26 protein-coding genes are annotated in these 26,495 nt (G+C 66.1%); 14 read left to right on the top strand and 12 right to left on the bottom strand.

Annotation, left to right across the window (positions count from 1 at the left end; genetic code table 11):
- Positions 1-89: 89 nt before the first annotated feature.
- The 4 genes from V8U06_RS12180 to V8U06_RS12165 all read right to left on the bottom strand — a co-directional run bounded on the left by V8U06_RS12180 (position 90) and on the right by V8U06_RS12165 (position 3,955).
- A complete protein-coding gene (locus V8U06_RS12180) occupies positions 90-827 on the bottom strand; it encodes a 16S rRNA (uracil(1498)-N(3))-methyltransferase (protein WP_427140826.1) in 738 nt (245 codons plus the stop codon).
- Positions 828-838: 11 nt separating this feature from the next.
- Positions 839-2,341 carry an inorganic phosphate transporter gene (locus tag V8U06_RS12175; protein WP_427140825.1) on the bottom strand — a complete coding sequence of 501 codons (1,503 nt, stop codon included), beginning with the start codon at positions 2,339-2,341 and terminating at the stop codon, positions 839-841.
- Positions 2,342-2,566: 225 nt separating this feature from the next.
- Positions 2,567-3,079: an NUDIX hydrolase gene (locus V8U06_RS12170; protein WP_427140857.1), complete on the bottom strand. Its 513-nt coding sequence runs from the start codon at positions 3,077-3,079 to the stop codon at positions 2,567-2,569.
- 81 nt (positions 3,080-3,160) lie between these two features.
- Complete coding sequence (locus tag V8U06_RS12165; RefSeq protein WP_427140824.1) at positions 3,161-3,955, bottom strand: FadR/GntR family transcriptional regulator; 795 nt, start codon at positions 3,953-3,955, stop codon at positions 3,161-3,163.
- 143 nt (positions 3,956-4,098) lie between these two features.
- Here V8U06_RS12165 and V8U06_RS12160 point away from each other — a divergent pair, with 143 nt between their 5' ends.
- Entirely contained in the window at positions 4,099-5,376 is a 1,278-nt protein-coding gene (locus V8U06_RS12160; RefSeq protein ID WP_226920222.1) for a DUF3422 family protein, read from the top strand.
- Here V8U06_RS12160 and V8U06_RS12155 read toward each other — a convergent pair whose 3' ends face one another.
- Genes V8U06_RS12155 through aphA form a run of 3 tightly spaced genes read right to left on the bottom strand, consistent with a single transcriptional unit; the run spans position 5,377 to position 7,537 of the window.
- Positions 5,377-5,889, bottom strand: coding sequence for a hypothetical protein (locus tag V8U06_RS12155; RefSeq protein ID WP_427140823.1), 513 nt, complete (start codon positions 5,887-5,889; stop codon positions 5,377-5,379).
- 40 nt (positions 5,890-5,929) lie between these two features.
- Positions 5,930-6,826, bottom strand: coding sequence for a LysR family transcriptional regulator (locus tag V8U06_RS12150; RefSeq protein ID WP_427140822.1), 897 nt, complete (start codon positions 6,824-6,826; stop codon positions 5,930-5,932).
- A 21-nt stretch (positions 6,827-6,847) separates the two neighbouring features.
- Positions 6,848-7,537: an acid phosphatase AphA gene (gene aphA / locus V8U06_RS12145; protein WP_226920219.1), complete on the bottom strand. Its 690-nt coding sequence runs from the start codon at positions 7,535-7,537 to the stop codon at positions 6,848-6,850.
- 232 nt (positions 7,538-7,769) lie between these two features.
- On the opposite strand from aphA, the gene V8U06_RS12140 reads away from it, so the two are divergent.
- The 4 genes from V8U06_RS12140 to V8U06_RS12125 all read left to right on the top strand — a co-directional run bounded on the left by V8U06_RS12140 (position 7,770) and on the right by V8U06_RS12125 (position 12,440).
- The gene (locus tag V8U06_RS12140) at positions 7,770-9,206 is read left to right on the top strand and encodes an FAD-linked oxidase C-terminal domain-containing protein (protein ID WP_226920218.1); all 1,437 of its coding nucleotides are present in this window, start codon (positions 7,770-7,772) and stop codon (positions 9,204-9,206) included.
- The gene (locus tag V8U06_RS12135; RefSeq protein ID WP_427140821.1) at positions 9,203-10,402 is read left to right on the top strand and encodes an FAD-binding protein; all 1,200 of its coding nucleotides are present in this window, start codon (positions 9,203-9,205) and stop codon (positions 10,400-10,402) included. The genes V8U06_RS12140 and V8U06_RS12135 overlap by 4 nt, the downstream gene beginning before the upstream one ends.
- Positions 10,403-10,622: 220 nt before the next feature.
- Entirely contained in the window at positions 10,623-11,921 is a 1,299-nt protein-coding gene (glcF, locus tag V8U06_RS12130; RefSeq protein ID WP_427140820.1) for a glycolate oxidase subunit GlcF, read from the top strand.
- Between the two features lie 78 nt (positions 11,922-11,999).
- Positions 12,000-12,440 (top strand): hypothetical protein, encoded by a 441-nt coding sequence (locus V8U06_RS12125; RefSeq protein WP_427140819.1) that lies wholly within the window; start codon positions 12,000-12,002, stop codon positions 12,438-12,440.
- A gap of 52 nt (positions 12,441-12,492) precedes the next feature.
- Here the strand turns inward: V8U06_RS12125 and V8U06_RS12120 are convergent, their stop codons facing one another.
- The gene (locus V8U06_RS12120) at positions 12,493-13,203 is read right to left on the bottom strand and encodes a L,D-transpeptidase (RefSeq protein ID WP_226920214.1); all 711 of its coding nucleotides are present in this window, start codon (positions 13,201-13,203) and stop codon (positions 12,493-12,495) included.
- Between the two features lie 144 nt (positions 13,204-13,347).
- Positions 13,348-14,088: a L,D-transpeptidase gene (locus V8U06_RS12115; protein ID WP_427140818.1), complete on the bottom strand. Its 741-nt coding sequence runs from the start codon at positions 14,086-14,088 to the stop codon at positions 13,348-13,350.
- Positions 14,089-14,303: 215 nt separating this feature from the next.
- On the opposite strand from V8U06_RS12115, the gene V8U06_RS12110 reads away from it, so the two are divergent.
- Positions 14,304-14,933, top strand: coding sequence for a DNA-3-methyladenine glycosylase I (locus V8U06_RS12110; protein WP_427140817.1), 630 nt, complete (start codon positions 14,304-14,306; stop codon positions 14,931-14,933).
- A gap of 229 nt (positions 14,934-15,162) precedes the next feature.
- Positions 15,163-15,306 (top strand): hypothetical protein, encoded by a 144-nt coding sequence (locus V8U06_RS12105; RefSeq protein WP_226920213.1) that lies wholly within the window; start codon positions 15,163-15,165, stop codon positions 15,304-15,306.
- Between the two features lie 309 nt (positions 15,307-15,615).
- Here V8U06_RS12105 and copM read toward each other — a convergent pair whose 3' ends face one another.
- The 3 genes from copM to V8U06_RS12090 all read right to left on the bottom strand — a co-directional run bounded on the left by copM (position 15,616) and on the right by V8U06_RS12090 (position 16,880).
- Positions 15,616-16,011, bottom strand: a complete 396-nt coding sequence (copM, locus tag V8U06_RS12100) for a CopM family metallochaperone (RefSeq protein WP_427140816.1) — start codon at positions 16,009-16,011, stop codon at positions 15,616-15,618.
- 67 nt (positions 16,012-16,078) lie between these two features.
- Entirely contained in the window at positions 16,079-16,399 is a 321-nt protein-coding gene (locus V8U06_RS12095; RefSeq protein ID WP_427140815.1) for a hypothetical protein, read from the bottom strand.
- A 40-nt stretch (positions 16,400-16,439) separates the two neighbouring features.
- On the bottom strand, positions 16,440-16,880 hold the full coding sequence (locus V8U06_RS12090) for a hypothetical protein (RefSeq protein ID WP_427140814.1): 441 nt from the start codon (positions 16,878-16,880) through the stop codon (positions 16,440-16,442).
- 249 nt (positions 16,881-17,129) lie between these two features.
- Here V8U06_RS12090 and V8U06_RS12085 point away from each other — a divergent pair, with 249 nt between their 5' ends.
- The 7 genes from V8U06_RS12085 (at position 17,130) to V8U06_RS12055 (ending at position 26,334) form a co-directional block, all read left to right on the top strand.
- On the top strand, positions 17,130-17,765 hold the full coding sequence (locus V8U06_RS12085; RefSeq protein WP_427140813.1) for a helix-turn-helix domain-containing protein: 636 nt from the start codon (positions 17,130-17,132) through the stop codon (positions 17,763-17,765).
- A gap of 78 nt (positions 17,766-17,843) precedes the next feature.
- Positions 17,844-19,355: a histidine--tRNA ligase gene (gene hisS, locus V8U06_RS12080; protein WP_427140812.1), complete on the top strand. Its 1,512-nt coding sequence runs from the start codon at positions 17,844-17,846 to the stop codon at positions 19,353-19,355.
- A gap of 6 nt (positions 19,356-19,361) precedes the next feature.
- Positions 19,362-20,495 carry an ATP phosphoribosyltransferase regulatory subunit gene (locus V8U06_RS12075; RefSeq protein ID WP_427140811.1) on the top strand — a complete coding sequence of 378 codons (1,134 nt, stop codon included), beginning with the start codon at positions 19,362-19,364 and terminating at the stop codon, positions 20,493-20,495.
- Positions 20,492-21,187 (top strand): ATP phosphoribosyltransferase, encoded by a 696-nt coding sequence (gene hisG, locus V8U06_RS12070; protein ID WP_427140810.1) that lies wholly within the window; start codon positions 20,492-20,494, stop codon positions 21,185-21,187. Before V8U06_RS12075 ends, hisG begins: the two co-directional genes overlap by 4 nt.
- Positions 21,188-21,337: 150 nt before the next feature.
- The gene (locus tag V8U06_RS12065; protein ID WP_427140809.1) at positions 21,338-22,045 is read left to right on the top strand and encodes a glutathione binding-like protein; all 708 of its coding nucleotides are present in this window, start codon (positions 21,338-21,340) and stop codon (positions 22,043-22,045) included.
- Between the two features lie 91 nt (positions 22,046-22,136).
- Positions 22,137-23,354 carry an NAD(P)/FAD-dependent oxidoreductase gene (locus V8U06_RS12060; protein WP_427140808.1) on the top strand — a complete coding sequence of 406 codons (1,218 nt, stop codon included), beginning with the start codon at positions 22,137-22,139 and terminating at the stop codon, positions 23,352-23,354.
- A 181-nt stretch (positions 23,355-23,535) separates the two neighbouring features.
- Positions 23,536-26,334, top strand: a complete 2,799-nt coding sequence (locus V8U06_RS12055) for a bifunctional diguanylate cyclase/phosphodiesterase (RefSeq protein ID WP_427140807.1) — start codon at positions 23,536-23,538, stop codon at positions 26,332-26,334.
- Positions 26,335-26,495 lie beyond the last annotated feature (161 nt).

The following is a 26,495-nucleotide window of genomic DNA, read 5'->3' as shown; positions in this document are numbered from 1 at the left end:
TAGGAGGGTGCTTGGACCGGAAATAAATGCGGTGCAAGCGAATTCCTTTCAAGGCAGATTCAAAAAAACCCAACCTTCCCGGCGGAAAATTATTCCCAATCCCCGATCGCGGCCTGGATGACCGCCAATGCGGCGACGGCCGCCGTGTCGGCGCGCAGGATGCGCGGCCCGAGCGGAATGGGCGTCACGAAGTCGAGGCTGCGCAGGAGGGCGCGCTCCTCGTCGGAAAAACCGCCTTCGGGGCCGACCAGCAGGGCCAGCTTGCGCTCCTTGATCCCCTGCAGCACCGGCAGCGGGTTCTGGCTGCCATGGCCCTCGTCGCAGAAGATGATGCGACGCTCGCGCGGCCAGTCGGCCAGAAGGTCCTCCAGCTTGCGCGGCGCCTCGACGCGCGGGATGGCGAGGATGCCGCACTGCTCGGCCGCCTCCATGGCATTGGCTTCCAGCCGGTCGAGATTGCTGATCTTGCCCTGCACGTGCCGGGTCATGACGGGCTGCAGCACGCCCGCGCCCATCTCCACCGCCTTCTGCACGAGATAGTCGAGACGGCCGACCTTCAGCGGGGCGAAGAGATAGTGCAGATCCGAGGGCGCCGGCTGCGGCCGGGTCTCGGCGACGGGCGTCAGGAAGAGCCGCTTGCGCGTCGGGAAGGAGAGCGTCGCATGCCACTCGCCGTCGCGCCCGTTGAACAGCAGCACGGCCTCGCCATCTTCCATGCGCAGCACGTTGGCGAGGTAGTGGAAATGGTCCTTCGACGCCTCGAAGGAAACGCCCGCCGAAAGGGCGTCGCCGACGAAAAGGCGCTGCATCCGGTAATTGGCACGCATGGATGGGTCTCTCAGGTAAAGAGCGCGTTGAGGGCGAGGAAGACGGCGGCCGACAGTAGCGCCGAGACGGGCAGCGTCACGATCCAGGCTGAGACGATCGTCATGAAATGCGAGCGGCGCACCAGATAGCGCCGGCGCGTCTCGTCCGGATTGGCGGACGGCTCCTCCGGTGCGATGCGGTTGCCGCGGTTACGGATATAGTCGATGCGGCGCTGGGAATTGCGCGTGTACCATTCGCGGAAGAGGCCGACGCCGAACACCGCGCCGACCGCGATATGGGTGGAGGAGACGGGAATGGCGAAGGCCGAGGCCGTCAGCACCGCGACGGCCGAGGACAGCGCCACGCAAAAGGCGCGCATCGGGTTGAGCTTGGTGATCTCGTTGCCGACGATGCGGATGAGGCGCGGGCCGAAGAGCAGCAGGCCGAGCGAGATGCCGAAGGCGCCGATGATCATCACCCAGAGCGGGATCGTCGCCGTATCGCCCGCGGTGCCGGAGCGCAGCGCCGTCACCACGCCATAGAGCGGTCCGACGGCGTTCGAGACGTCATTGGCCCCGTGCGCGAAGGACAGCAGGGCCGCCGAACCGATCAGCGGCAGGCGGAAGAGCGCGCGCAGCGACTGGTTGCGGCTGTCGAGGCCTTCCGCATGGCGGCGCACGATGGGCCGGGTGACGGCATAGGTGAGGAGGCCGACGCCGAGGCCGAGCAGGAGGGCCTTGTCGAGGGAAAGATCGTAGAAACCGTTCGTGCCGCCATTGGCGAGGAAGGCGGCGAAGGCGCCGGCCATCAGCGACACGAGCACCGGCACCCAGGTCTTTGCCGCCGCGATCTTGTCGTCGCGGTAGATGATGAATTCCTTGATGAAATAGAGGAAGGCCGCGGCGATGACGCCGCCGAGGATCGGCGAGACGGTCCAGCTCACCACGATGATCGCGATGGCGTCCCACTGCACGCTGTTGAAGCCGCTGGCCGCCGCCCCCGCGCCGATGACGCCACCGATGATGGCGTGGGTGGTGGAGATCGGCGCATTGGCGAGCGTGGCGATGTTGATCCAGAGCGCGGCGGAAATGAGCGCCGCCATCATGGCCCAGGCGAAACTCTCGGGGCTCGGGAAGATCGCCCGGTCGACGATGCCGGAGGCGACCGTCTCGGCGACGCCCTGGCCTGCGAGCAGGGCGCCGGCGATCTCGAAGATGGCGGCGATGACGAGCGCCACGCCCATGCTCATGGCGCGCGCGCCGACGGCCGCGCCGACATTGTTCGTCACGTCGTTGGCGCCGATGTTCATGGCCATGTAGGCGGCAAGCGCGGCGGTGACGGCGACGACCACGGCGCCCTGCGTGCCGGTGGCGAAGCTGCTGGCGACCGCCATGGCGATGAGCAGGAAGACCAGCGAAATGCCGACGCCCGTCCACGAGCGCAGCACGAAATGCGTCGCCTGCTCGGTGAAGGTCAGTTTTTCCAGGTCCTTGTCCAGCGTCGGCTTGCGCAGCCGGACTTCAGAATTCGCCATTCATGCCGCTCCATTCGGAAGCCGCTGTCAAAACACCCCAGAGACGGTCGCCGGGCCCTTGCTTTCGCCTTCGCCGATCCTCGCCGCTGCGGGACGCATGGGCGGTGGTCGGCTTCGTTCGGGCGGAGGAAAAGCCCGTGGCGATGCCCGGACGTTTTGACAGCGGCTCTTTGACAAAAGGCACTATCGCCTCAGCGCAGCGGCGGCAATATGACAACGGTCCAATCAGGCGTCCGGCGTGCCGTTTTTGGCGGCGGCGCCGATCTCGGCGAGCATTTTCTGTTCGAAAGCCAGAAGCAGCGTCTTCAGGCCCGGCTCCTGCACGCGGGTGGCGGCTTCGGCGCAATCTACCCACTCGGCGCGACGCTCGCCCTTTTCCGGGAAATTCTTGCAGATGTCATCGACCGCGAGCGCGAAGACGCGCACCCGGCAATCCACCTTCAGGCCCTGCGGCAGGCCCTTCATGTAATGGTAGCTGCCGATCGGCTCTTCGCCGATCGCGCCCTTCACGCCGGCCTCTTCCCAGGCCTCGCGCGCGGCGGCGGCCGGCGCGCTCTTGCCGTCCATCGGCCAGCCCTTGGGAATGACCCAGCGGCCGGTGTCGCGGCTGGTGATGAGGAGGACTTCGACGGCCGGGCGCTTCTTCTTCAACCGGTAGCACAGCGCGCCGTACTGTTCGCGCACGGGCCGGCGGAACATCAGGTGCACGTCGCTGACGATACGGTTGAGAATGTTCAAGGTCTTCTTCATCCCTCTTTCGCAAGATGCCTGCTGAGTCGGTTGTCTCATATCTTGCTTGCGCGGAATTTGCGGCGCAAGTCAGGCTTGTGGGGGCAGGCTGCGCTTTTGCATGCGCAATTGCGAAATCCTCTGCCATTCGCCGCTTCGTTCGGCGTCGCGGATCGCCGCGGCGATGTAATCCATATGGGCCTGGGCGGCCCGGCGTGCCGCGGTCCCGTCGCCCGCCATGATCGCCGCATAGATCGCCTCGTGCTGCGCAAGCAGGTGCCCGCGCGCTTCGGCGGAGGAAAACACGAGGTGGCGGTGGAAGAAGATCCCCTGCGCCAGCAGCCGGTAGCAGGCGCGCAGCGTGTGCAGCAGCACGATATTGTGCGCGGCCTCGCCGATGGCATTGTGCAGTTCGACATCGGTCTCGAGTTCGGCCTCGAAGGAGCCGCCGTCATGGGCCGCGCGCATCGCCTCCATGATTCGCGTCAGCATCTGCCGGTCGTAGTCCGTCGCCCGGCGCGCGGCGAGTTCCGCCGTGATGCCCTCCAGCTCCCGGCGATATTCGATGTAATCCTCCGTCGCGCGCTGATGGCGGGCGATGAGGTCGACGACGGGGCGGGAGAAGACCTGGCCGATGATATCGGCGACATAGGTGCCGTCGCCATGCTGGCTGACGAGGAGACCCCGGTTCTCCAGTTCCTTCAGCGCCTCGCGCAGGATCGGGCGGGACACGTCGAGCCGTTTGGACAATTCCCGCTCGCCGGGCAGGCGGTCGCCGTCGCGCAGCACGCCTTCCAGCAGCAAAAGCTCGATCTGCCGCACGACCTCGTCGGAGGTCCGGCTATGGCTGATGCGGGCAAAAAGGTCGAAGGCGGCGTCGGTCACGGGTGAACACTACCAATGCGGGCGGAAACTGGTCAACAATCTTGTCCACTTCTTGCGCGCTGGCCTGCGTCAATGCGTCCCATCTGCGCGGGCCTGACATTTGTTAAGACTATGCTGTTGCACATGAGGGGAAGGTGCAGGACATGGCTAAAGGCAGCTTCGCCTTTCCGCAGGCGACCGCCCGCGCGCAGGCGCTCGGGGAAATTCACGCAAGACCGTATGCGCTGGTTCCATCGCCGCGCGTCATCTTCCAGCTGGCGTTCCTCACCGAGGGCGGTTCGGCGGTCGATCACGCCGTCATGGCGGAACTGTCGCGCTCGCGCGGCATCTCGCCGCCGGGACGCGATTCCAGCCACCACGCGCTGAGCTGGGGGCAGGGCACGCTGCGCTGGGAGCGGCATACCGAATTCTCGACCTATTTCTGGGATGCGCCCGCGCCGGAGGCGTTCGGCGCCGACGTGCCCGTCCATCCCTTCGGCGACAGCTTTTCGCCGCCCGGCACGCTGATCTCGGGTATCCGCCTCGAAATCCGGCCGGATTCGCCGGAGACGCGCGAGGCCATCTCCACCTTCGATCCGACGAGCCTCTGTTACAGCGAGATCAAGAACGGCCAGGGCGTCATCCTCACCGACTTCCGCCAGAACGGCGACGGGCTGACGCAGATCCTCGTCATCGACCGCGGCATGACGGAGGCCGGGCGCGGCGCGCTCGTCCAGCGCCTGCTCGACATCGAGACCTACCGCACGCTCGCCATGATGGGCCTGCCGCTCGCCCAGTCGCTCTCGCCGGATATCCGGCGCATCGAGGACGGGCTGACGGGCATCACCAACTGCATGAAGCAGCATGCCCGCGACAAGGCTGACGAACTGCTGACCGAGATCACCCGCCTTGCCGCCGAGCTGGAGGCGAACGCCGCCGTCAGCCTCTATCGCTTCGGCGCCAGCCGCGCCTATTACGGCATCGTGCAGGAGCGTATCCGCACGCTGGCGGAAACGGCGGTGCCCGGCTACGAAACGCTCGGCTTCTTCCTGGAGCGCCGTCTTGCGCCCGCCATGCGCACCTGCCAGTCGGTGGAAGAGCGCCAGGCGAACCTGTCGCGCAAGCTCGCCCGCGCCACGGCGCTGCTGCGAAGCTGGATCGACGTGGAGCTGGAACAGCTCAACTCGACGCTGCTCAATTCCATGGACCGGCGCGCCAAGCTGCAGCTCCGCCTGCAGCAGACCGTCGAAGGCCTTTCGGTGGCGGCGATTTCCTATTATGTCGTCGGGTTGTTCGGTTACATGGCCAAGGCCGCGCACGGCCTCGGCCTGCCGGTGAAGCCGGAGACGCTGACCGGCGTCGCCGTGCCCTTCGTCATTCTCGGCATGTGGCTGCTCGTCCGCGCGATCCGCAATCGCCACGCGGAAGAAGACCGGCACTGATCAGGTCGACAGGTCGCACATGTAGGACGGCGCGCCATCCTTGTCGATGGAATAGCCGGTCCCCCAGCCGAAGCCGCCGTCGTCCTTCGCCTTGACCTTCTTCTGGGAGGCGATGCCGCGTTCCCTAAAGGCCGCTTCCGCGGCCTTCTCGGCGTCCTTCGGGAAGACGATGACATGCGAGCTGAGGCCGCTTTCGAGCGGCGTGATATAGGCGTTGATCTGTCTGACCGGCACGCCGCGCCAGGTGCTGTTCTTCACCGGAATGGTGATCTCCAGATAGTCCTCGATGGGCGTGACCGTGACCTCGCCGAAGAGCGCCTTGTAGCCCGAGGGCAGCTCGACCTTGCCCTCCTTGCGGGCGAAGGCATAGCTCGACTGGAGCAGGCCGCCGAGCGCCTCGGTATAGTCGCAGCCGTCGTCGAAGCCTTTCAGCAGCGGATCGAGCGATCCGGCCAGCGTGGGGGTCGCGGCGAATGCGATGAGGGCCGCGGCAAGCGTCATTCTACCGATCATGCGTCATCCTCCTCGGGGATTTGCAAACGGATGGGCCGCCTCAGCGCTCCCAATAGGGCAGGGAGCCGTAGAGTTCGGCGAGATAGTCGATGAACAGGCGCACCTTGACCGGCAGGAACTGCCGGCTCGGATAGACCGCCGAAAGCACCACGTTGCGCGATCCCTCATAGTCCGGCAGCACCTGGACGAGCTCGCCGCTCTTGACGGCCGGACCGACATCCCAGGTGGAGCGCAGCGCGATGCCCATGCCGGAAAACACCGCTTCGCGCACCACTTCGCTGGAATTGGTATAGAGCGGGCCATGCGGACGATAGGTCACGCTGCCATCCGGTCCTTCCAGTCGCCAGACGTCCTGCGTGTGCGGCGGCAGGCAGACATGCTCGGCAAGGTCCTCCAGCGAGGTCGGCATGCCCCGGCGGGCGATATAGGCCGGCGAGGCGCAGAGCACGCGGCGCACCGAGGCGAGCCGGCGGGCGACGAGGGAGGAGTCCGAAAGCTCCCCGATGCGGATGGCAAGGTCGAAGCCGCCGCCGACGATATCGGAAAAATCGTCGGTGAGGACGAGATTGACGATGAGGTCGGGATAAAGGTCCATGAAGCCCTTGAGGTGGGGCGCGATATGCATGCGGCCGAAGGAGGTCGGCGCGGAAATGCGCAGCGTGCCGCGCACCGCCCCGGACCGGCCGGAAACGAAGGCTTCCGCCTCCTCGATGCCGGAGAGGATGCCGACGATGCGCTCGTAGAAGCCCTGTCCCGCCTCGGTCAGCGAGATCTGGCGCGTCGTGCGCTGGAAGAGGCGGGTGCCGAGGCGCTCCTCCAGCCGTTTCACCCGCTTGGAGACGACAGCGGGCGAAAGCCCGAGAGCCCGGCCCGCCGCCGACATGCTGCCCATGGAAATGACGCGGGAAAAGATTTCAAGATCGCCGAGATTTGTCACGCGTCGCTTCCTTAAACCGTCTCAATTGGTCGAATCGACGATGACTTCTTCGCCGAACTTGCCGTTCTTGGGCTCCGGCTTGTAGGTCGAGTTCTGCGCACGCATGACGCGGATGGGACGGATGCCGGCCGCGATCGCCGCCTTCATGTCGCTGTCCGCATCGCCGTAATAGATCTTCAGCTTGTGCTCCTTGAGGAATTCCACCTTGTTTTCAGAGGAGGCGGTGAAGACGACGTCGTTCATCTTCTGGATGTTGAAGGCCTTCTGGATGGCGGCGGTCAGCGTCTCGCCGCCGGTGCCGCGCGTGCGGCCGGTGATGAAGAAGATCTCGTCGCCGCGCGCCGCATGCAGGTCGATCAGCTTGCGCGCGACCTCCTTCGGCACCGAATACTGGTCGCAATTGTTGGTGTGGATATCCGTCCAGAAGGCATCCATCTTCAGGTAGTCTTCCGAGGTCGGCGAGTATTTCATCTTGCCGTAATAGAAGCAGGGGCTGGAGAACAGCACCGTGTCGTCCACGTCGAAGCCCACGGCCATGGCGGGCTGTCCTTCGAGCGTCGCCGCGATCTGGTCGACGGAAACCCAGTGCACCGGCGCGGTCGCCAGAAGCTCGGACGTCGTCACACCGGGATTGAGGTTCGGCAGATCTTCCGCGAAGGCGGCGCCCGCCAGAAGCAACAGGGCCGAGATGGCGGTGAACGATTTGCGCATGGTGGTCCTCCCTTTCAATGCATGCCGGAAGGCGGGTCTCCCCTTACGCCGTCTTCCGATTCCGCGACTGTCGCATTCGCATCCGGGGCGGTCAATTGCATGTTCCTGCTGTCACCCTTTTTGTCGGCAGGCGGTCTTTCCCTGTTGCCGGGGCCGGGGAAATGCTTAGCATTTGCACCCGGTCAGCCTGAGTGGTAAAGAAAAAAGACCAGTTTAGAGTGGAGAGTGAGACATGGATCAGATCGGGTTTCTGGCCCCGCGACCGGCGGTTCTCGCCCGCCGCCGGGAAATCGTCGCCGATCTCATCGACCTCCTGCCGGAGGGCTGTCTGGTGCACGAGCCGCGCGCGCTCGTGCCCTTCGAGACCGACGCCTTCGTCGCCTATCGCCGCCTGCCGCTCGCCGTCGCCCTGCCCGAAACGACGCAGCAGGTGGCGGCCGTCCTGAAATACTGCCACCGCTACGGCGTGCCGGTCGTGCCGCGCGGGGCGGGCACCTCGCTCTCTGGCGGGGCCATCCCGCAGGAGGACGCGGTCGTCATCGGCCTCTCCAAGATGGCGCGCATCCTCGAGGTGGATTACGCCAATCGTGCGGCCACGGTGCAGGCCGGCGTCACCAATCTTGCGATTTCCGACGCCGTTTCGGCAGACGGCTATTTCTACGCGCCGGACCCGAGCTCGCAGCTCGCCTGCACCATCGGCGGCAATATCGGCATGAATTCCGGCGGCGCGCATTGCCTGAAATACGGCGTGACGACCAACAACCTGCTCGGCGTCAAACTGGTGCTGATCGACGGCACGATCGTCGAGCTCGGCGGCAAGGCGCTCGATGCCGGCGGCCTCGACCTGCTCGGCGTCGTCTGCGGCGGCGAGGGCCAGCTCGGCATCGTCACGGAGGCGACCGTGCGCCTCATCGCCAAGCCCGAGGGCGCGCGCCCGGTGCTCTTCGGCTTCGACAGTTCGGAAGAGGCGGGGGCCTGCGTCGCCGACGTCATCGGCGCCGGCATCATCCCCGTCGCCATCGAATTCATGGACAAGCCGGCCATCGAGATCTGCGAGGCCTTCGCCCATGCCGGCTATCCCATGGATGTCGAGGCGCTGCTGATCGTCGAGGTCGAGGGCTCGGAAGCCGAGATGGAGGCGATGCTGTCAAGCATCATCGAGATCGCCCGCCGCCATGGCGTCAAGGTCGTCAAGGAAAGCCAGTCGGCCACGGAGGCGGCGCTGATCTGGAAGGGCCGCAAATCCGCTTTCGGCGCCACCGGCCGCATCGCCGACTATATCTGCATGGACGGCACGGTGCCGCTCGGCCAGCTTTCGCACGTGCTGCGCGGCACGGCGGAGATCGTCGCGAAATACGGCCTGCGCGTCGCCAATGTCTTCCATGCCGGCGACGGCAACATGCATCCGCTCATCCTCTTCGACGCCAACGACCCGGAGGACGCCGCGCGGGCGGAAGCGGCCGGCAACGATATCCTGAAGCTCTGTGTCGATGCCGGCGGATGCCTGACCGGCGAACACGGCGTCGGCATCGAGAAGCGCGACCTGATGCGCCATCAATATGCCGAGGTGGACCTCGCCCAGCAGATGGCCGTGCGCGCCGCCTTCGATCCGCAATGGCTGCTCAATCCGTCGAAAGTCTTCCCGCTCGAAGGGCGTCCCGCCGCATGACGCCGATCCACGAACCGCTCTCCGAAGACGGCGCCGTGCGTCTCATTCAGGTCGCCGCCCTCACCAGGTCGAAATTCGTCGTGCGCGGCGGCGGCACGCGCAGCCTCCATGCCGCGCCCGACGGCGTGGACGTGCTCTCGGCGCGCGGCCTCAACGGCATCGTCGCCTACAATCCCGCCGAAATGACCATGACGGCCCGCGCCGGCACGCCGCTCGACGTGATCGAGGCGGCGCTCGCCGAAAAGCGCCAGATGCTCGCCTTCGAGCCGAACGACCTGCGCGGCGTGCTCGGCACGTCGGGCATTCCCACCATCGGCGGCGTCTTCGCCAGCAATGCCTCCGGCCCGCGCCGCTTCGTGGCGGGCGCGGCGCGCGACAGCCTGCTCGGCGTGCGCTTCGTCAACGGCAAGGGCGAGATCGTCAAGGCCGGCGGGCGGGTGATGAAGAACGTCACCGGCCTCGATCTCGTCAAGCTGCTCGCCGGCTCGCACGGTGCGCTGGCGTTTCTGACCGAAGTCACCTTCCGCCTGCTGCCGGTGCCGGAAACCTCCGTCACCATCGTCATATCCGACCTCAACGACGCGGAAGCCGCCGCCGCCATGGCGACTGCGATGTCGCTGACGGTCGAGGTTTCCGGTGCCGCGCATCTGCCGGAAAGCGTGCGCGGCCGGTTTGCCGGCGGCGTCCTGCCGGAGGGCGCGGCGACCGTGCTGCGCCTCGAAGGCCTTGCCGCCTCCGTTGCCGTGCGTGCCGAAAAACTCGCCGCCGCCATGGCCCGCTTCGGCGCCGTCTCGCGTCTCGAAGCCGAGGGGACGCGGCGCCTGTGGCGCGAGATCCGCGACGGCGCGCCCTATGCCGATGGCACGCCACGCCCGCTCTGGCGCGTCTCCACGGCCCCCGTCGCCGGCCAGCAGCTCGTCGCCGCGCTCCGCCTCGAAGCCGGCGTCGACGCCTTCTACGACTGGCAGGGCGGGCTCGTCTGGCTGCGCATGGAGGCGGACCCCGAAGCCGCCTTGCTGCGCCGCTACCTCAAGGCCGTCGGCGGCGGGCACGCGACCCTTCTGCGCGCCCGGCCGGAAATGCTGGCGGCAACGCAGGCCTTCCAGCCGCAGACGGAGCCCGTCGCCGCGCTGCAGGCGCGGGTGAAGGCGAGTTTCGATCCGGAGGGATTGTTCGTGTCGCGGATGATGGAATGAGAATGATGATGACGGAGTCTATGGCTCAGCCCCCTCTGCCCTGCCGGGCATATCCCCTGCAAGGGGGGAGATCGGCAAGGAGCAAAAACGGCACTCAAACGGCACCGTTGGACGGGGGCGTGACATTTCTCCATGCGCTCTCTCCCCGTGAGGGGGAGATGCCCGGCAGGGCAGCGGAGGGTGCCGCAACCGCGCCCTTCAACGAGAAGGACGCCCGCTGATGCAGACCAACTTCACCGCCGAACAGCTCGCCGATCCGCATGTCGCGACCTCCGAAAAGATCCTGCGCAAATGCGTGCATTGCGGCTTTTGCACGGCCACCTGTCCGACCTATGTGACGCTCGGTAACGAGCTCGACAGCCCGCGCGGCCGCATCTATCTCATCAAGGACATGCTGGAGAACGGCCGGCCGGCGGATGCCGAGGTGGTCACGCATATCGACCGGTGCCTCTCCTGCCTCTCCTGCACCACCACCTGTCCCTCCGGCGTCGACTACATGCATCTGGTCGACCATGCCCGCATGCATATCGAGGCCACCTACAAGCGCCCCTTCTGGAACCGGCTGACCCGGGCCATCCTCGCCACGGTGCTGCCCCATCCGGGCCGCTTCCGTCTGGCGCTGAAGGCCGCCGCGCTCGGCCGGCCCTTTGCCGGGCTCTTCAGGCGCTTCAAGCCGCTCGAATCCTTCGCCGCCATGCTGGATCTTGCGCCGCGCAGCCTGCCCAGGGCTTCGGCAAGCGCGCAGCCCGGAACGCATCCGGCCGCCGGCCCGCGGCGGGGACGGGTGGCGATCCTTTCCGGCTGCGCCCAGCCGGTGCTGAAGCCCGGCATCAACGAGGCGACGATCCGCCTCCTGACGCGGCTCGGCGTCGAGGTCGTGGCGCCCGCCGGCGAAGTCTGCTGCGGCTCGCTCGTGCATCATATGGGCCGCGAGGCCCAGGCGCTGGAGGCCGCGCGGCGTAATGTCGACGTCTGGCTCGCCGAGATCGAGACGGGCGGGCTCGACGCCATCGTCATCACCGCGTCCGGTTGCGGCACGACGATCAAGGATTACGGCTTCATGCTGCGCCTCGATCCCGCCTATGCGGAAAAGGCCGCGCGTGTCTCCGCGCTTGCCAAGGACATCACGGAATACCTTGCGACCCTCGACCTGCCGCAGCAGGAGGCGAAGGGCCTGACGGTCGCCTATCACTCGGCCTGTTCCATGCAGCACGGCCAGAAGATCACCATGGCCCCCAAGACGCTGCTGAAGGCAGCGGGTTTCGTGGTGCGCGATCCGGCGGAAGGGCATCTGTGCTGCGGCTCGGCCGGCACCTACAACATCCTGCAGCCGGAAATTTCCGGCAAGCTGAAGGCGCGCAAGGTCAAGAACATCGAGGCGACGAAGCCCGACCTCATTGCGACGGGCAATATCGGCTGCATCACGCAGATCGCGACCGGCACTCAAATCCCGATCCTGCACACGGTGGAACTGCTCGACTGGGCCTATGGCGGAGACAAGCCGGCCGTGCTTTCCTGATCTCATGTCACGTGCGGAACAGCCGCGCCCCGTGCGAGCGCGCTAGAGGAGCGGCATTCCACGCTTTCGGAGATCGCCATGCGCCGCGTCCTGCTTTCCCTCGCCGCCCTTGTCACCCTTGCCTCGCCCGCCTTCGCCACCGGCGGCTTCAGCTGCGCAGTCAAGGACGCGAACCTCACGCTCGATGCGGAGGGCGGCTTCAGCTACAGCCTCGGCGGCGGTTTCCTCAATTTCCGGGGGGAATTCGTTCTGCCGGCGGATCTTGCGCCGAAGGGGCTGGAGCGCGTGACGCTGACGCCCGCGCATCTCGGCCACGACTGGCTCTATGACGGCGAGCTGCGCCTGCTGCTGCATGCCGAAACCGAAGGCGACCTGCCGTTCGCCTCGGTCGATATCATCGTGAAGACGGTGATGGGCGAGGACGAGACGACCTATGACGGCGACTACAGGATGATCGTGCACCGCGGCGAAGGCGAGGGGGTGGAGCGCAGCGGGAAAGTGTCCTGCTCCGTCGGCTGAAACGAAGATGCCGGCGCAAGGCCGGCATCCCGAAAGGCGATGGCAGGGCGGATCAGCCGCCGAAGCCGAAGAGCGTGCCGAAGAAATCGACGCCGCGATCGTTGTAGCTGACGGCGCCCTGCTTGTTGCCGGGGCCGACCACGATGACCTTGGTGCCGATGTCGGCGCGGGCGTAGAGGTGCTCCACGTCCTTGTTCATCATGCGGATGCAGCCGGACGACATGTTCAGGCCGATCGTCCAGGGCTGGTTCGTGCCGTGGATGCGGAAGATCGTGTCGCGGCCGCCCTTGAAGAGATAGAGCGCGCGCGCACCGAGCGGATTGTCCTCGCCGCCGGGCTGTACGGCGGGCAGGATTCGGCCCTTCTTGGCCTCGCGGCGGCGCATTTCGGCCGGCGGCGTCCAGCTCGGCCATTCCGCCTTGCGGCCGACCTTCACCACGCCCGACCAGCCGAAGCCTTCGCGGCCGACGCCGATGCCATAGCGCGTCGCCTTGTTGTTGCCTTCCACATAGTAGAGGAACTTGTTGTTGGTATCGACGATGACGGTGCCGGGTGCCTGGTCGGTGACGAAGCGCACCTTGGTGCGCTTGAACTTCTGCGCGACCTGCTTCTTGCTCTGGGGCTGGGCGACGAGCGTCACGTTCGAGACGGTCTCGACCTGGCCGCCCTTCAGGGCGCCGGGAAAGGCGTTCGCCGACGTGGCCGGCATGATCGCCGGAACGGCAAAGGCCGCCGCCAGCAGGATCGATGCGTATTTCCGCATGATATAGTCCCTCTCAATCCTCAATTTTGCGAGGCTAGCCGAGTCTCGACCGATTTCAAGCCGGCTCACGCGCTGTAAGACGCGCGTGAGGGCGGATTTCTTCGGGTCGGTGGCGTCTTTCGGGCCGCAAAAGGGCCGGAGGCGTCAGATCACGATGACCTTGGTGCCGACATTCACCCGCTCGTAGAGGTCGACGACGTCCTCGTTGCGCATGCGGATGCAGCCGGAGGAGACCGCATAGCCGATCGTCCAGGGCGCGTTCGTGCCGTGGATGCGGTAGAGCGTCGAGCCGAGATACATGGCGCGCGAGCCGAGCGGGTTTTCCGGTCCGCCGTCCATATAGGCCGGCAGGTAATGGCCCTTGGCGGCCTCGCGTTCGATCATCTCCTTGGGCGGTGTCCAGCCGGGCCATTCGGCCTTGCGGGTGATCTTGTGCGCGCCCGCCCATTCGAAGCCCGGCTTGCCGACGCCGACGCCATAGCGCCGCGCCTTGCCGTCGCCGAGCACGAGGTAGAGGAAGCGGTTGTTGGTATCGATGACGATGGTGCCGGCCTTGTACTGGCTCTCGTAGGAAACGATCTGCGGCAGGAACATCGGATCGAGCTTGGAGCGGATCGGGTTCTGCACGCGGCTCGTCACCGCCACCTGCTCGACACGGGCGGTGCCCTCGCGGCGGATGACGCGGCGCTGCTGCACCTGCTGGCGCTGGATGATGCGGCGCGTGGTGACGGCGGGCTGCACGCCTTCGCCGGTCAGCTGCATCAGCCATGGCGCGGTCAGGTCGGGGCTGACGATGATGGGCGGCCGGCTGCCATAGCGGTCGCCGGCATGGGCGGTGGTCGTGGTGGCCAGGATGGCCGCTGCAAGAATGGTGCGTATCAACATCGGACGTACTCGCTACTGATCGTCGCCGGACTGCGCCGCCTGGGAGATACGGCGCCGGTTCGGGGGAAATGCTTGCACCCATGGATGAAGCGAATGGTAAACGGCCGTTCATTAAACATGCACGATGCCGATAAAGCTTTGAGTAGGGTTATTGCCCGCTTTCCAAATGTGGTTGACGAGTGGTAAAGCGGAACAAACAGGAAACGGAGACGGTGATGACGGAACGCGGGCTGCACGTGGGGGAAGACGGACGGATGCGCTGCGCCTGGCATGGCGGGCTGGACGACTATCGCCGCTACCACGACGAGGAATGGGGCCGTCCCGTCACGGGCGATCACCGCCTTTTCGAGAAGATCTGCCTCGAAGGCTTCCAGTCGGGCCTCTCCTGGCTCACCATCCTGCGCAAGCGCGAGGCCTTCCGCGCCGCCTTCGCCGGTTTCGATTTCGACCGGGTCGCGACCTTCGGCGACGAGGATATCGCCCGGTGCCTGGCCGATACGGGCATTGTGCGCCACCGCGGCAAGATCGTCTCGACCATCAACAATGCCCGCCGGGCGCAGGCGCTGCGCGACGAGTTCGGCACGCTCGCCCGCTACTTCTGGAGCTTCGAGCCGAAGCCGGAGGAGCGCCCGGCGCGGGTGGACTGGGAGACCATCGTCGCCAATCCCACCACGCCGACCTCGGTGCGCCTGTCGAAGGACCTGAAGAAGCGCGGCTGGACCTTCGTCGGCCCCACCACCGTCTACGCCTTCATGCAGGCCATGGGCCTCGTCAACGATCATGTGGAAGGTTGTTTCTGCCGCGCCGAAGTCGAAACCAGAAGAAATCAGCTCGACCGGCCATAAATCGGGGTTTGTTCTGGCAAATAGCTATTTGATTTTAAAACGAATCATGTAGCTTAAGGTTGAGCGGCAAATTCATACATCAAGAGTTCTGGGGTCGACATGCGCATGCGCTGTCGGGGGTGCCGCTTTGTGCTGAATGATTTGGCATGGGGGAATCATGGCGCCAAACCTATCTGCAATCGATGAATCACGCCTGGAACACTGGGCTTGCGACAAGGCCCAGGAGATCATGCTGCGGGAAGGTTTCCGCCTGATCCGGTCCGCGCGCAACGGCAGCAACACGGAAATCCGCGAAACGAGCCTCATGATGGCCCGCGTCATCGCGGCTTCGCTGGTCGAAGCCTCGGCCGCTGGCCGTCCGGCGGGCGAATAGGCGCGCCGCGGATCGAAGGTTGGCGCGGGCACGGCCCGTTGACCCTGCCCGATTCCCTTGCTCGGTCCCCCTTGCTCGGCCCTTGCATCGTGGAACATGGATCCCCGGGTCGAGCCCGGGATGACGAAGATGAAAGGCCGCGGGGAACGCGGCCTCGCCGGAAACGGCGCCGTTTGATGAGCAGACGGCATTCCCTCCCGTCCCCTCGGTCTGGACCCGGGGATCCATGCCGCACGGCGCATCCTCTTCAATGGCGCCGACGAAAAAGGCCCACCTTGCGGCGGGCCTTCCTGGAGCGTTCGGCTTCGGTTACTTGGCGTTTTTCGCCAGCCACTCTTCCATCATCTTGATCTCGCCCGTCTGGGCGCTGATGACCTCTTCGGCGAGCTTGCGGATCGCAGGATCCTTGCCATGTTCAAGCTCCACCTTCGCCATGTCGATGGCCCCCTGATGGTGGGCGATCATGCCGCGCACGAAATCCACGTCGGCATTGCCGGTGAAGTCGATTTCCATGGCGGCGTGCATTTTCGTGTTGGCGTCGATGAAGGCCTTGGTGGAAGGGCTCTGGTCGCCTGCCGGTTCGGCCATGGTCATGCCCTGATGGGCGGAATGGTCGGCCTCCTGGGCGAAGGCGGGCAGGGTGGTGGCGAGCAGGATCGGGGCGAGCGTAAGGGCCGCGCCGAGAAACACGTTTTTGACGTTCATGATGATGTCCAGTTCTTGATACGGTTGATTGTCGGGCGCGGGCGCCCGGATGTCAGTCAAGCGTGGTTCAGGACCGGGGAGGGGGATCCAGCGGGATAAGCGCAAGGCCGGCAAGCCGCGGTACGGCGGCGGACAGGCGGCTGGAAATGTCGAGCGTGCGGCCGCGCGGTTCGGGCCGGTGCGCCTCGATGGCGAAACAGGCGGAACAGGCGAGCGGATGGGCGGCCGGTTTCGACTTGCCGTGTTCGCTGCCGCCATCTTCCTTCGTCGTCTGGTGCATCGCATGCATGCCGGCCGACTGCCCGGCGCTCAGCGTCGCCGCGACCGCCGGAACCCATCCGGAAAACAAGGCGCCCAGAATGGCGAGGATGAAGAAGACCTGTCTCATTGCCGAAGGAGATAGGCGCTCGCCTCGCAAAAGAAAAGGGTCAGTTCAACCTATCGTGTTTGGCCGCCGCCGTTTCGAGACAGAGGCGGGCGACCGCGAAGGTGCCCTGGATGACGCCGCCGGTGCCGTCGATGGTCTCGGAACGGCCGAAGCAGAAGACGGGCCGGTAGAGGCCCGGCCCCGGGCGAATGGCGGTGACGAAGGAAAAGGTGGTGGCGATCGTCGCGGCTTCCTCCAGCGCCAGCAGCACCTTCTGCCAGTCGCCGGGATCATAGACCTGGATGAGGTCCATGATGCCGCAGCGCGCGCCGGCCGCTCCGTGCAGCGCCGCCGTTTCGGGGCCGAGCCAGACGAGGCCGGTCGAAAGCTCCGCGCTCCATTCCTCGCAGACGAAGGCACTTTCAAGCGCCGCGGGTTCGATGCCGATGAGGTCGGCGACGGAGGCAAGACGCAGGGCTGTGGTCGTCGATTTCAATGCCATTCGGTCGGTCCGCGATGATGCTGCCGCGGCCCTGGAAGACGCGGCCGACGACGGAGGGCACGGGACCCTCTGGGCGTCGCCTCGGAAAACATCCATTCGCGGCTCGCTGGCGGCTTGCCAAACGGTGGGGATGCACGTTTACCTAGCCTCAAGGGTAGCCGACATCGAAAGCCGCCGGAAGCGGATGGACTGGTCGTTTACTCGACCTTTGGGCGCGGACTTATCTTTCGTCACTTGCATGGGTTGAATTTGCCCGACTTCGTCTTCACGACCGGCCATGATCTCGTCGACCAGTTGCGCGCCTATCGCCAGAAGATGGGGCTGACGCAGGACGACATCGCCTGGAAGCTCGGCTTCGCAGCCACCACCGTCTCGCGCTGGGAGCGCGGCGTCGCCGTGCCCGACCTCAGGGCAACCGGCGCCATCGTGGATTTCCTGCGCCGCGCCGACGCCCAGACCGAACGGCGGCTTCTCGCCTCCATCCTCGCCTCGCGGGAAAGCCGCAATCTCTGGGAGGGGCGCGACATCCGCTATCTCGGCGGCTCGCAGCAGGAATATCGCGAGAGCCCCGAGATGCGCGCCGTCATCGGCATGAGCATCCGCGGCTACCTGACGGGCCATTACCGCGCCTGTCTGGAAGACCAGGCGCTGGTGGCGAGCCTTTATGCCCGCGAGGTCGCCAGCATCGAGATCTATGGCGGCCCGGCGCTTTCGGTGACCTCGATCCCGACAGGCCATGTGCAGATGAAGCGGCTCTCCTTCCAGTCGGAGATGCGCGGCGTCATCCGCGGCGACACGCATTCCATCCTCATCCCCGAGGCGCAGGCGCCCGTCGCCTCCGCCGTCATCGTGCACAGTTGGGATACGCTGTCGCGCCGGCCGTGATGGGCGCCTGCGCCCTTGCCGCTGCTTTCTCAATCCGCTAGGGAAACCGCAACGGAAATACGGATTTCGGGTATCCCGATGAGCGACAAGCAGAAAAAACCGCAGAAGCTGAGAGCCCGCCTGCCGCGCGGCTTCGTCGACCGTGACGCCGCGGACCTCCGCGCCGTGAACGAGATGACGGCGAAGATCCGCGAGGTCTACGAACGCTACGGCTTCGACCCCGTGGAAACCCCGCTTCTGGAATATACCGACGCGCTCGGCAAGTTCCTGCCCGACAGCGACCGTCCGAACGAGGGCGTCTTCTCGCTGCAGGACGAGGACGAGCAGTGGATGAGCCTTCGCTACGACCTGACGGCGCCGCTCGCCCGCCATGTCGCGGAGAATTTCAACGAGATCCAGCTGCCCTACCGCACCTATCGCGCCGGCTACGTCTTCCGCAACGAGAAGCCTGGCCCGGGCCGCTTCCGCCAGTTCATGCAGTTCGACGCCGATACGGTCGGCGCGGCCGGCGTGCAGGCGGATGCCGAGATGTGCATGATGTTCGCCGACACGATGGAAGCACTCGGCATCCAGCGCGGCGACTACGTCATCCGCGTCAACAACCGCAAGGTTCTCGACGGTGTGATGGAGGCGATCGGCCTCGGCGACGACAAGGCGGGCGCGCGCCTGACCGTGCTGCGCGCCATCGACAAGCTCGACAAGTTCGGTCCCGAGGGCGTCAGGCTGCTGCTCGGTTCCGGCCGCAAGGACGAATCCGGTGACTTCACCAAGGGCGCGGGCCTCGATGACGCACAGATCGAGAAGGTGCTCTTCTTCGTCGGCATCAAGGACTATGCGGCGAGCGCCGCCGACCTTGCGAAACTGGTCGAAGGCAGCGCGCGCGGCAGCGAAGGCGTCGAGGAACTGAACCAGATCGGTCACCTCGTCACCTCCGCCGGCTACGGCGCGGATCGCATCAAGATCGACCCGTCCGTCGTGCGCGGTCTCGAATATTACACCGGCCCGGTCTTCGAGGCCGAGCTGCAGTTCGCCGTCACCAACGAGAAGGGCGAGAAGGTCGTCTTCGGTTCGGTCGGTGGCGGCGGTCGCTATGACGGTCTCGTCTCGCGCTTCATGGGCCAGCCGGTGCCGGCCACGGGCTTTTCCATCGGCGTCTCGCGCCTGCTGACGGCGCTGAAGAACCTCGGCAAGCTCGGCCACGCCGATGTCGTCGCGCCCGTGCTCGTCACGGTCATGGACGGCGACATGGACAGCATGGGCCGCTACCAGCGTTTCACGCAGGAGCTGCGCGCCGCGGGCATCCGCGCCGAGATGTACCAGGGCAACTGGAAGAAGTTCGGCAACCAGCTCAAATATGCCGACCGCCGCAATGCGCCGGTCGCCATCATCCAGGGCGGCGACGAACGCGCCGAGGGCCTCGTGCAGGTCAAGGACCTCATCGAGGGCAAGCGCCTTTCCGGCGAGATCGAGGACAACACCTCCTGGCGCGAGGCGCGGGTGGCCCAGGTCTCCGTGCCGGAGAGCGAGCTGGTCGCCAGGGTCCGCGAGATTCTCGACGCGCAGGCCGAAGACCGGGCGCGGCAGGGATAACGTCCCATGCCGCTCGTCAACCTTCCGGCCTTCGCGCCCGACCTGATCGCCGATCTCGAAAGCCTTGGCACGGAGCGCGTCGACACGCCGGTCATCCAGCCGGCCGAGCCGTTCCTCGATATGGCGGGCGAGGACCTGCGCCGGCGCATCTTCATGACGGAGAGCGAGACGGGCAAGAGCCTGTGCCTGCGCCCCGAATTCACCATTCCGGTCTGCCTGCGCCACATCGAGACCGCGACCGGCACGCCGAAGCGCTATGCCTATCTCGGCGAGGTCTTCCGCCAGCGCCGCGAGGGCTCGAACGAGTTCTACCAGGCCGGCATCGAGGACCTTGGCGAGCCCGACGTCGCCCGCGCCGATGCGCGCGCCGTCCGCGACGCGCTGAGCGTCCTCAAAAACCGCCTGCCGGGCGTCGATCTGTCCATCATGCTGGGCGACCAGTCGGTCTTCGAGGCGGTCGTCGCCGCCTGCGGCCTGCCGGCCGGCTGGCAGAAGCGGCTCGTTCATGCCTTCGGCAACCAGGCGCAGCTCCAGAAGCTGATGGCCGATCTGTCCGATCCGGCGCCATCCGGCGTCTTCGGCCCGGAGGTCGACCGCCTCGCCATCCTCGGCACGCTGGAGGACGAGGGCAAGCTCATCGCCCATATCGACGCGACCATGGAAGCGACCGGCTATTCCACCAATGCCAGCCGCAGCCCGGCCGATATCGCCCGCCGCCTGCGCGAGAAGATGGAGCTTGCCAATACGCGCCTCGACGGCCGCACGCTCGCGCTGCTCAAGGAATTCCTCGCGCTCGAACTCAGCCTTGCCGATGCGCCGCGGGCGCTGGCCGCCTTCGCGGAGAAGGCCGGCCTCTCGCTCGGCCCGGCGCTGGCGCGCTTCGAGAGCCGCGTCGATGCGCTGCGCGCCGCCGGCGTCGATCCCGCGGCCATCGTCTATCGCGCCGCCTTCGGCCGCCCGCTCGATTATTACACCGGCCTCGTCTTCGAGATCGCGCCCCGAGACAATGCGCTGGTGCTGGCCGGCGGCGGCCGGTTCGACCGGCTGCTGACGCTGCTCGGCGCGCAGGAACGCATTCCGGCCGTCGGCTTCTCGCTCTGGCTCGACCGCATCGCCAGCGTGAAGGGAGCCGCCGCATGACCGTCACCATCGGGCTTCCCTCCAAGGGCCGCATGAAGGAAGACAGCTCCGCCGTGCTCGCCCGCGCCGGCTTTGCCGTCACTGCCGTCGGCAATGACCGCTCCTATCGCGGCCGCGTCGAAGGGCGCGACGATATCGAGATCGCCTTCCTTTCCGCCTCGGAAATCTCCCGCGAGATCGCCGCCGGCACCGTCGATTTCGGCGTGACGGGCGAAGACCTCGTGCGCGAAGGCCTGGCGGAGGCCGATGCCCGCGTCGAATTCTGCGCCCGCCTCGGCTTCGGCCATGCCGATGTCGTCGTCGCCGTGCCGGAAATCTGGCTCGACGTCGACACCATGGCCGATCTCGGCGACGTCGCCGCCGATTTCCGCGCCCGCCACGGCCGCCGGCTCACCATCGCCACGAAATACTGGCGCCTGACCCAGCAGTTCTTCTCCGGCAATCACGGCATCCAGCTCTACCGCATCGTCGAAAGCCTCGGCGCCACGGAAGGCGCCCCGGCCTCGGGGTCGGCCGACATCATCGTCGACATCACCTCGACGGGCTCGACGCTGGTCGCCAATCACCTGAAGATCCTGTCGGACGGCGTCATCCTGAAATCGGAAGCCTGCCTCGTGCGGGCGCGCAAGCCGGAGCACGAGGGCAATCCCGTCGTGGCCGAGATCGTCGAGCGGGTGCGCGCGGTCCTCTAGAGGCTGCCCTTTCTCCCCGCTTGCGGGGAGAAAGTCCCGGCGGCGCCGGATGCGGAGCGTGGCCACCCGCGGGAAAAATTCCCGCCGCGCCACCCTGACATCGCCCGGCGACCTGTCCTATCTATGAACTCCCACCCGCAAGGAGTCCCCATGTCCGACCTGTCGTCCTTCCCCATCACGAAGAAGTGGCCAGCCAAGAATCCCGATATCATCCAACTCTATTCGCTGCCGACGCCGAACGGCGTGAAGGTTTCCATCGCACTGGAAGAACTGGGCCTGCCCTATGAGGCGCATCGTATCGAATTCGGCCCTGACGGCGTGAAGTCCCCCGAATTCATCTCGCTCAACCCGAATGGCCGCATTCCCGCGATCATCGATCCGAACGGCCCGGACGGCAAGCCGATCGGTCTCTTCGAATCCGGCGCGATCCTCGTCTATCTCGCGGAAAAGACCGGCAAGCTGATCCCGGCCGATGCGGCCGGACGCTACGAGACGCTTGCCTGGGTGATGTTCCAGATGAGCGGCGTCGGTCCGATGTTCGGCCAGTTCGGCCATTTCCACAAATTCGCCGCCGACAAGGTCGCCAACAATTCCTATCCCGTGGAGCGTTACCGCGACGAGGCCAAGCGCCTCCTCTCGATCCTGGAAGAGCGCCTGAAGGACCGAACGTGGATCATGGGCGACGAGCACACCATCGCCGATATCACGACCTATCCCTGGATCCGCGGCGCCGACATTTTCTATGGCGGCCGCGAGGCGCTGGATTATGCCGGCTTCCCCGCCGTCATGGCGTGGCTGGAGCGCTGCCTTGCCCGCCCGGCCGCCCGGAAGGGGCTGGAAATTCCGGCCAAGGTCTGACGCAAACGAAAAATCCGGCGGCGCGGCGGCGCGTTGACGCCCCGCGCCGCCGCGCGCTACCACTTGAGAAAACAGGACGGGACGGATCATCGTGACGGGAAGACTGGTTGTTGCGGGCGGCGGTCAGGCCGCCTTCGCCCTCGTTGCCAAGCTGCGTGCGCTGAAGGACACGCGGCCGATCACCATCGTCGCCGCGGAGGCGAGCCATCCCTACCAGCGTCCGCCGCTCTCCAAGAAGTACCTGCTCGGCGAGGCGGACCTCTCCCGCCTGATGTTCCGCCCGGAAACCTGGTATCCCGATAACGATGTCGATATCCGCCTGTCGACGGAAGTGACGGCCATCGACCGCGCCGCCAGGACCGTGACGCTCAGCGACGGCGACCGCCTCGACTATGAATTCCTCGCGCTTGCCACCGGTGCGACGCCCCGCCGCCTGCCGGCCGAGATCGGCGGCGACCTCGACGGCGTCTTCACCGTTCGCGACTACCGCGACGCAGACCGCCTCGGCCTCGAAATGCAGGAAGGGCGCCGGGCGCTGGTCGTCGGCGGCGGCTATATCGGCCTCGAAGCGGCGGCAGTCGCGCGGGGCAGGGGCCTCCATGTCACGGTCATCGAAATGGCCGACCGCATTCTCGCCCGCGTCGCATCCCCGGCGACGGCGACGATCCTGAAGGCCATCCACACGGCGCGCGGCGTCGATGTGCGCGAAAAGACCGGCCTCGTGCGTCTCCTCGGGGAGAACGGCCGCGTCACCGGCGCCGAACTGAGCGATGGCTTCGTGCTGCCGGTCGACATCGTCATCGCCGGCATCGGCGTCGCCGCCAACGACCGGCTGGCCCGCGATGCGGGGCTGGAGGTTGCGAACGGCATCGTCGTCGACGCCCATGCCCGCACGTCGGATCCGGCGATCTTCGCCATGGGCGACTGCGCGGTGCTGCCCTTCGAGGGCGGCCGCGTGCGGCTCGAATCCGTGCAGAACGCCGTCGACCAGGCGGAGGCGGCTGCGGCCGTCATTGCCGGAGGCGATGCGCCCTATGAGCCGAAACCCTGGTTCTGGTCCGACCAGTACGATGTGAAGCTGCAGATCGCCGGCTTCTGCATGGGCTTCGACGATACGTTCGTGCGCGCCGGCCAGCGCGAGGGCGCCGTTTCCGTCTGGTATTTCCGGCAGGGCCGGCTGATCGCGGTGGATGCCGTCAACGACGCCAAGGCCTATGTGGTCGGCAAGAAGCTGATCGAGATGGGCCGCACGCCCGAGCGCGCGGCACTCGAGAATCCGGAAACGGACCTCAAGGCCCTGACCCTTTGACACGGTAAAATTGAACGGAATTTTTGTTGTTGAGCAAAACAGTTGTGCTGCTTTGATATCTGTTAAGTACAATCCAATGCAACCGCGGGCAGGCCTGTCCCGCTTCGCGCCAATTCACTGATTTTTTAGGGTTGTCGGGCTGTGTGGTGGCATCTTGCCTCCCCACCCCGGTGATCCAGAAATGCTCCGTATCCTCTCCTGCATCGTTGTCGAGCATGATCTTCGCCTCGTCCTGCTCGCGGCGCTCATCTGCTTCCTGTCCTGTTATGTCGCGGTGACGCTGGTGCAAAGGGCGCGGGTGGCGGAGGGAACGGCGCGCAAGCTCTGGCTCGGCGCGGCCGGCACGTCGAGCGGCTTCGGCATCTGGGCGACGCATTTCATCGCCATGCTGGCCTACGATCCCGGCGTCATCATGGGCTACGACATGGAGTTGACGCTGCTCTCGCTCGGCGTCGCCATCGTCGTCACGACGATCGGCCTGGCGGTGGCGACCTATCTTCCGGGGCGCAGCACCGTGGTGGCCGGCGGTCTCCTGTTCGGGGCGGGCGTCACCGCCATGCACTATATCGGCATGTCCGCGATAGAACTGCCGGGCACCCTGCGCTGGGACATCGCCTATGTCACCGCCTCGCTCGTCTTTTCGGGCGTGTTCGGCGTGGCGGCCTTCCTCGTCTGCATGCGTCCGCAATCGGCCGGGCGCGAGCGCGCGCTTGCCACCGTCCTGATGGCACTCGGCGTCGTGTCGCTGCATTTCACCGCCATGGCCGCCGTCACGGTCGAAGCCGGCCTGATGCCGATCAGCGACGACACGCTGATCTCGACGAGCCTCATGGTGCCGCTGATCGCCGTCGTCGCCTTCTCGCTGCTTTTCACGGGCCTTACGGCCGCCGTCTTCGCCCGCCAGGCCGAACTTGCCGCCAGCGAAAGCACGCGCCAGTTCGCCATGCTCGTCCAGGGCGTCAAGGACTACGCCATCTATATGCTGGATCCGGACGGCCGCGTCGCCAACTGGAACGAGGGCGCCGAGCGGCACAAGGGCTACAAGGCGCATGAAATCGTCGGCCGGCATTTTTCCGAATTCTACAGCGCGGAAGACCGGCTTGCCGGCCTGCCGGAGCGCGCCCTGCGTATTGCCCGTCTGGAAGGCAAGTACGAGAACGAGGGCTGGCGCTACCGCAAGGATGGCTCCCGCTTCTGGGCGAATGTCGTGCTGGACCCGATCCACGATGCCGGCGGCCTGCTTGTCGGCTATGCCAAGATCACCAAGGACATCACCGTTGAAAAGGCCAATGCCGACCGGCTGGCCGCGGTGACGAAGAATCTCGATCTGGCACTCGAAAACATGTCGCAGGGCCTCTGCCTCTTCGACAAGGACGAGCGCCTGCTGATCGCCAACCGCCGCTACAGCGAAATCTACGGTTTCCCGGAAGGCAGCGTCCAGCCGGGCATGACGCTGCGCGAGATCGTCGATGCGGGCGTCGCCGCCATCTACGCCGATCCGGCTGTCCGGCAGTCCAAGGCGCGTGACGTCTATGCGCGCCGCCGCGCGGCGATCCAGGCCAACGACGGCGGGGCGACGGTCGAAAAGCTGCCGAACGGCGTCTCGGTGCAGCTGCGCTATCGCACCCTGCCGGATGGCGCCTGGGTCGCGACCTATGAGGACGTGTCCGAGCGCCTGCGTTCGGAGGAGCAGATCTCGTTCCTCGCCCGCCATGACAGCCTCACCGGCCTGCCGAACCGTGCGAGCTTCAACGACCGGCTCGATGGCGAACTCGTTTCCGCCCGCCGCTCGGGCGGCAAGGTGGCGGCCATCGGCATCGACCTGGACAAGTTCAAGGAAATCAACGACACGCGCGGCCATGCGGCGGGCGACGAGGTTCTGGTGACGTTGTCGCGCCGCATGCAGGCCTGCCTCGAGGCCGACGAGACGGTCGCCCGTTTCGGCGGCGACGAATTCGCCGCCGCCAAGCGCTTCGAGGACATGTCGGACCTGACCGACTTCCTCCAGCGTCTCGAAACCTGCCTGAACGAAGAGATCCGCATCGACGGTTACGACATCAAGCCGGGCGCAAGCCTCGGTGTCGCGATCTATCCGCAGGACGCCGACAATATCGAAGCGCTGCTCAACAATGCCGACCTTGCCATGTACCGCGCCAAGGAAGCGCTGACCCAGACGGTCTGCTTCTACGAGGTTTCCATGGACGAGGCCGCGCGCAGCCGCCGTCTCATCGCCAACGATCTGTGGCAGGCGGTGGAGCGCAAGGAACTGCAACTGCACTATCAGGTGCAGAAGGCGGTCCATTCCGGCGAGACGGTCGGCTACGAGGTGCTGCTGCGCTGGCACCATCCGGTGCGCGGCACCATTCCGCCGGGCGAGTTCATTCCGATCGCCGAAGAATGCGGCGCCATCCTGCCGATCGGCGAATGGGTGCTGCGCGAAGCCTGCCGCGAGGCCGCGACCTGGGACAACGACCACAAGATCGCCGTCAACCTGTCGCCGGTCCAGCTCGGCAATGCCGATGTTGCCGATCTCGTGCAGCGCGTCCTCATCGAAACCGGCCTCAGCCCGCACCGTCTCGAGCTGGAAATCACCGAATCGACCATCATCGGCGACAAGGAGCGCGCGTTGCACACGCTGCGCCGCATCAAGGCCTTCGGCGTCACCATCGCCATCGACGACTTCGGCACGGGCTATTCCTCGCTGGAAACCCTGCGCGCCTTCCCCTTCGACAAGATCAAGCTCGACCGCAGCTTCATGAACGAGGTGGAGGCAAGCCCCGAGGCGAAGGCCATTATCCGCGCCATTCTCGCCCTCGGCCAGACGCTGCGCGTGCCGGTTCTCGCCGAAGGCGTCGAGACGCGCAGCCAGCTCGATATCCTGCTGGACGAAGGCTGCGACGAGGCGCAGGGCTATTTCCTCGGCCGCCCGGTGCCGATAGAGCGCATTCGCGTCGATGATGAAAAGGACGAGGCGGCCTGAGAGGGCCGCTCGTCGGTACCGTCCCGCGTTCCCTGCCGGAACCGTCTGCCGGCAAGAGGAGAGGAGAGGGCGCTGCCGCTGCCCTCAAGCGTCCATTCGGAAACCCCGTGCCTCGACCTCCTCGCTCCACGTGCGGGCAGAGCGTGCCGTCAGGCCTGCGA

It is taken from the genome of Shinella sp. G-2, from assembly GCF_050172695.1.
In the GTDB taxonomy this organism is placed as follows: Bacteria; Pseudomonadota; Alphaproteobacteria; order Rhizobiales; family Rhizobiaceae; genus Shinella.
Note: the sequence above shows the minus strand (reverse complement) of the source record. Positions and strands in the feature narration are given on the sequence as shown.

Excerpts from the sequence above, each read along its gene's own strand:
- V8U06_RS12115 (WP_427140818.1), bottom strand. The coding sequence starts at position 14,088 with ATGTTGATACGCACCATTCTTGCAGCGGCCATCCTGGCCACCACGACC.
- aphA (WP_226920219.1), bottom strand. The coding sequence starts at position 7,537 with ATGCGCAAATCGTTCACCGCCATCTCGGCCCTGTTGCTTCTGGCGGGC.
- hisS (WP_427140812.1), top strand. The coding sequence starts at position 17,844 with ATGAGCGACAAGCAGAAAAAACCGCAGAAGCTGAGAGCCCGCCTGCCG.
- V8U06_RS12095 (WP_427140815.1), bottom strand. The coding sequence starts at position 16,399 with ATGAGACAGGTCTTCTTCATCCTCGCCATTCTGGGCGCCTTGTTTTCC.
- V8U06_RS12155 (WP_427140823.1), bottom strand. The coding sequence starts at position 5,889 with ATGATCGGTAGAATGACGCTTGCCGCGGCCCTCATCGCATTCGCCGCG.
- V8U06_RS12090 (WP_427140814.1), bottom strand. The coding sequence starts at position 16,880 with ATGGCATTGAAATCGACGACCACAGCCCTGCGTCTTGCCTCCGTCGCC.
- V8U06_RS12135 (WP_427140821.1), top strand. The coding sequence starts at position 9,203 with ATGACGCCGATCCACGAACCGCTCTCCGAAGACGGCGCCGTGCGTCTC.
- V8U06_RS12180 (WP_427140826.1), bottom strand. The coding sequence starts at position 827 with ATGCGTGCCAATTACCGGATGCAGCGCCTTTTCGTCGGCGACGCCCTT.
- copM (WP_427140816.1), bottom strand. The coding sequence starts at position 16,011 with ATGAACGTCAAAAACGTGTTTCTCGGCGCGGCCCTTACGCTCGCCCCG.
- V8U06_RS12075 (WP_427140811.1), top strand. The coding sequence starts at position 19,362 with ATGCCGCTCGTCAACCTTCCGGCCTTCGCGCCCGACCTGATCGCCGAT.
- V8U06_RS12160 (WP_226920222.1), top strand. The coding sequence starts at position 4,099 with ATGGCTAAAGGCAGCTTCGCCTTTCCGCAGGCGACCGCCCGCGCGCAG.
- V8U06_RS12120 (WP_226920214.1), bottom strand. The coding sequence starts at position 13,203 with ATGCGGAAATACGCATCGATCCTGCTGGCGGCGGCCTTTGCCGTTCCG.
- V8U06_RS12175 (WP_427140825.1), bottom strand. The coding sequence starts at position 2,341 with ATGGCGAATTCTGAAGTCCGGCTGCGCAAGCCGACGCTGGACAAGGAC.
- glcF (WP_427140820.1), top strand. The coding sequence starts at position 10,623 with ATGCAGACCAACTTCACCGCCGAACAGCTCGCCGATCCGCATGTCGCG.
- V8U06_RS12105 (WP_226920213.1), top strand. The coding sequence starts at position 15,163 with ATGCTGCGGGAAGGTTTCCGCCTGATCCGGTCCGCGCGCAACGGCAGC.
- V8U06_RS12055 (WP_427140807.1), top strand. The coding sequence starts at position 23,536 with ATGCTCCGTATCCTCTCCTGCATCGTTGTCGAGCATGATCTTCGCCTC.
- V8U06_RS12110 (WP_427140817.1), top strand. The coding sequence starts at position 14,304 with ATGACGGAACGCGGGCTGCACGTGGGGGAAGACGGACGGATGCGCTGC.
- hisG (WP_427140810.1), top strand. The coding sequence starts at position 20,492 with ATGACCGTCACCATCGGGCTTCCCTCCAAGGGCCGCATGAAGGAAGAC.
- V8U06_RS12065 (WP_427140809.1), top strand. The coding sequence starts at position 21,338 with ATGTCCGACCTGTCGTCCTTCCCCATCACGAAGAAGTGGCCAGCCAAG.
- V8U06_RS12125 (WP_427140819.1), top strand. The coding sequence starts at position 12,000 with ATGCGCCGCGTCCTGCTTTCCCTCGCCGCCCTTGTCACCCTTGCCTCG.
- V8U06_RS12140 (WP_226920218.1), top strand. The coding sequence starts at position 7,770 with ATGGATCAGATCGGGTTTCTGGCCCCGCGACCGGCGGTTCTCGCCCGC.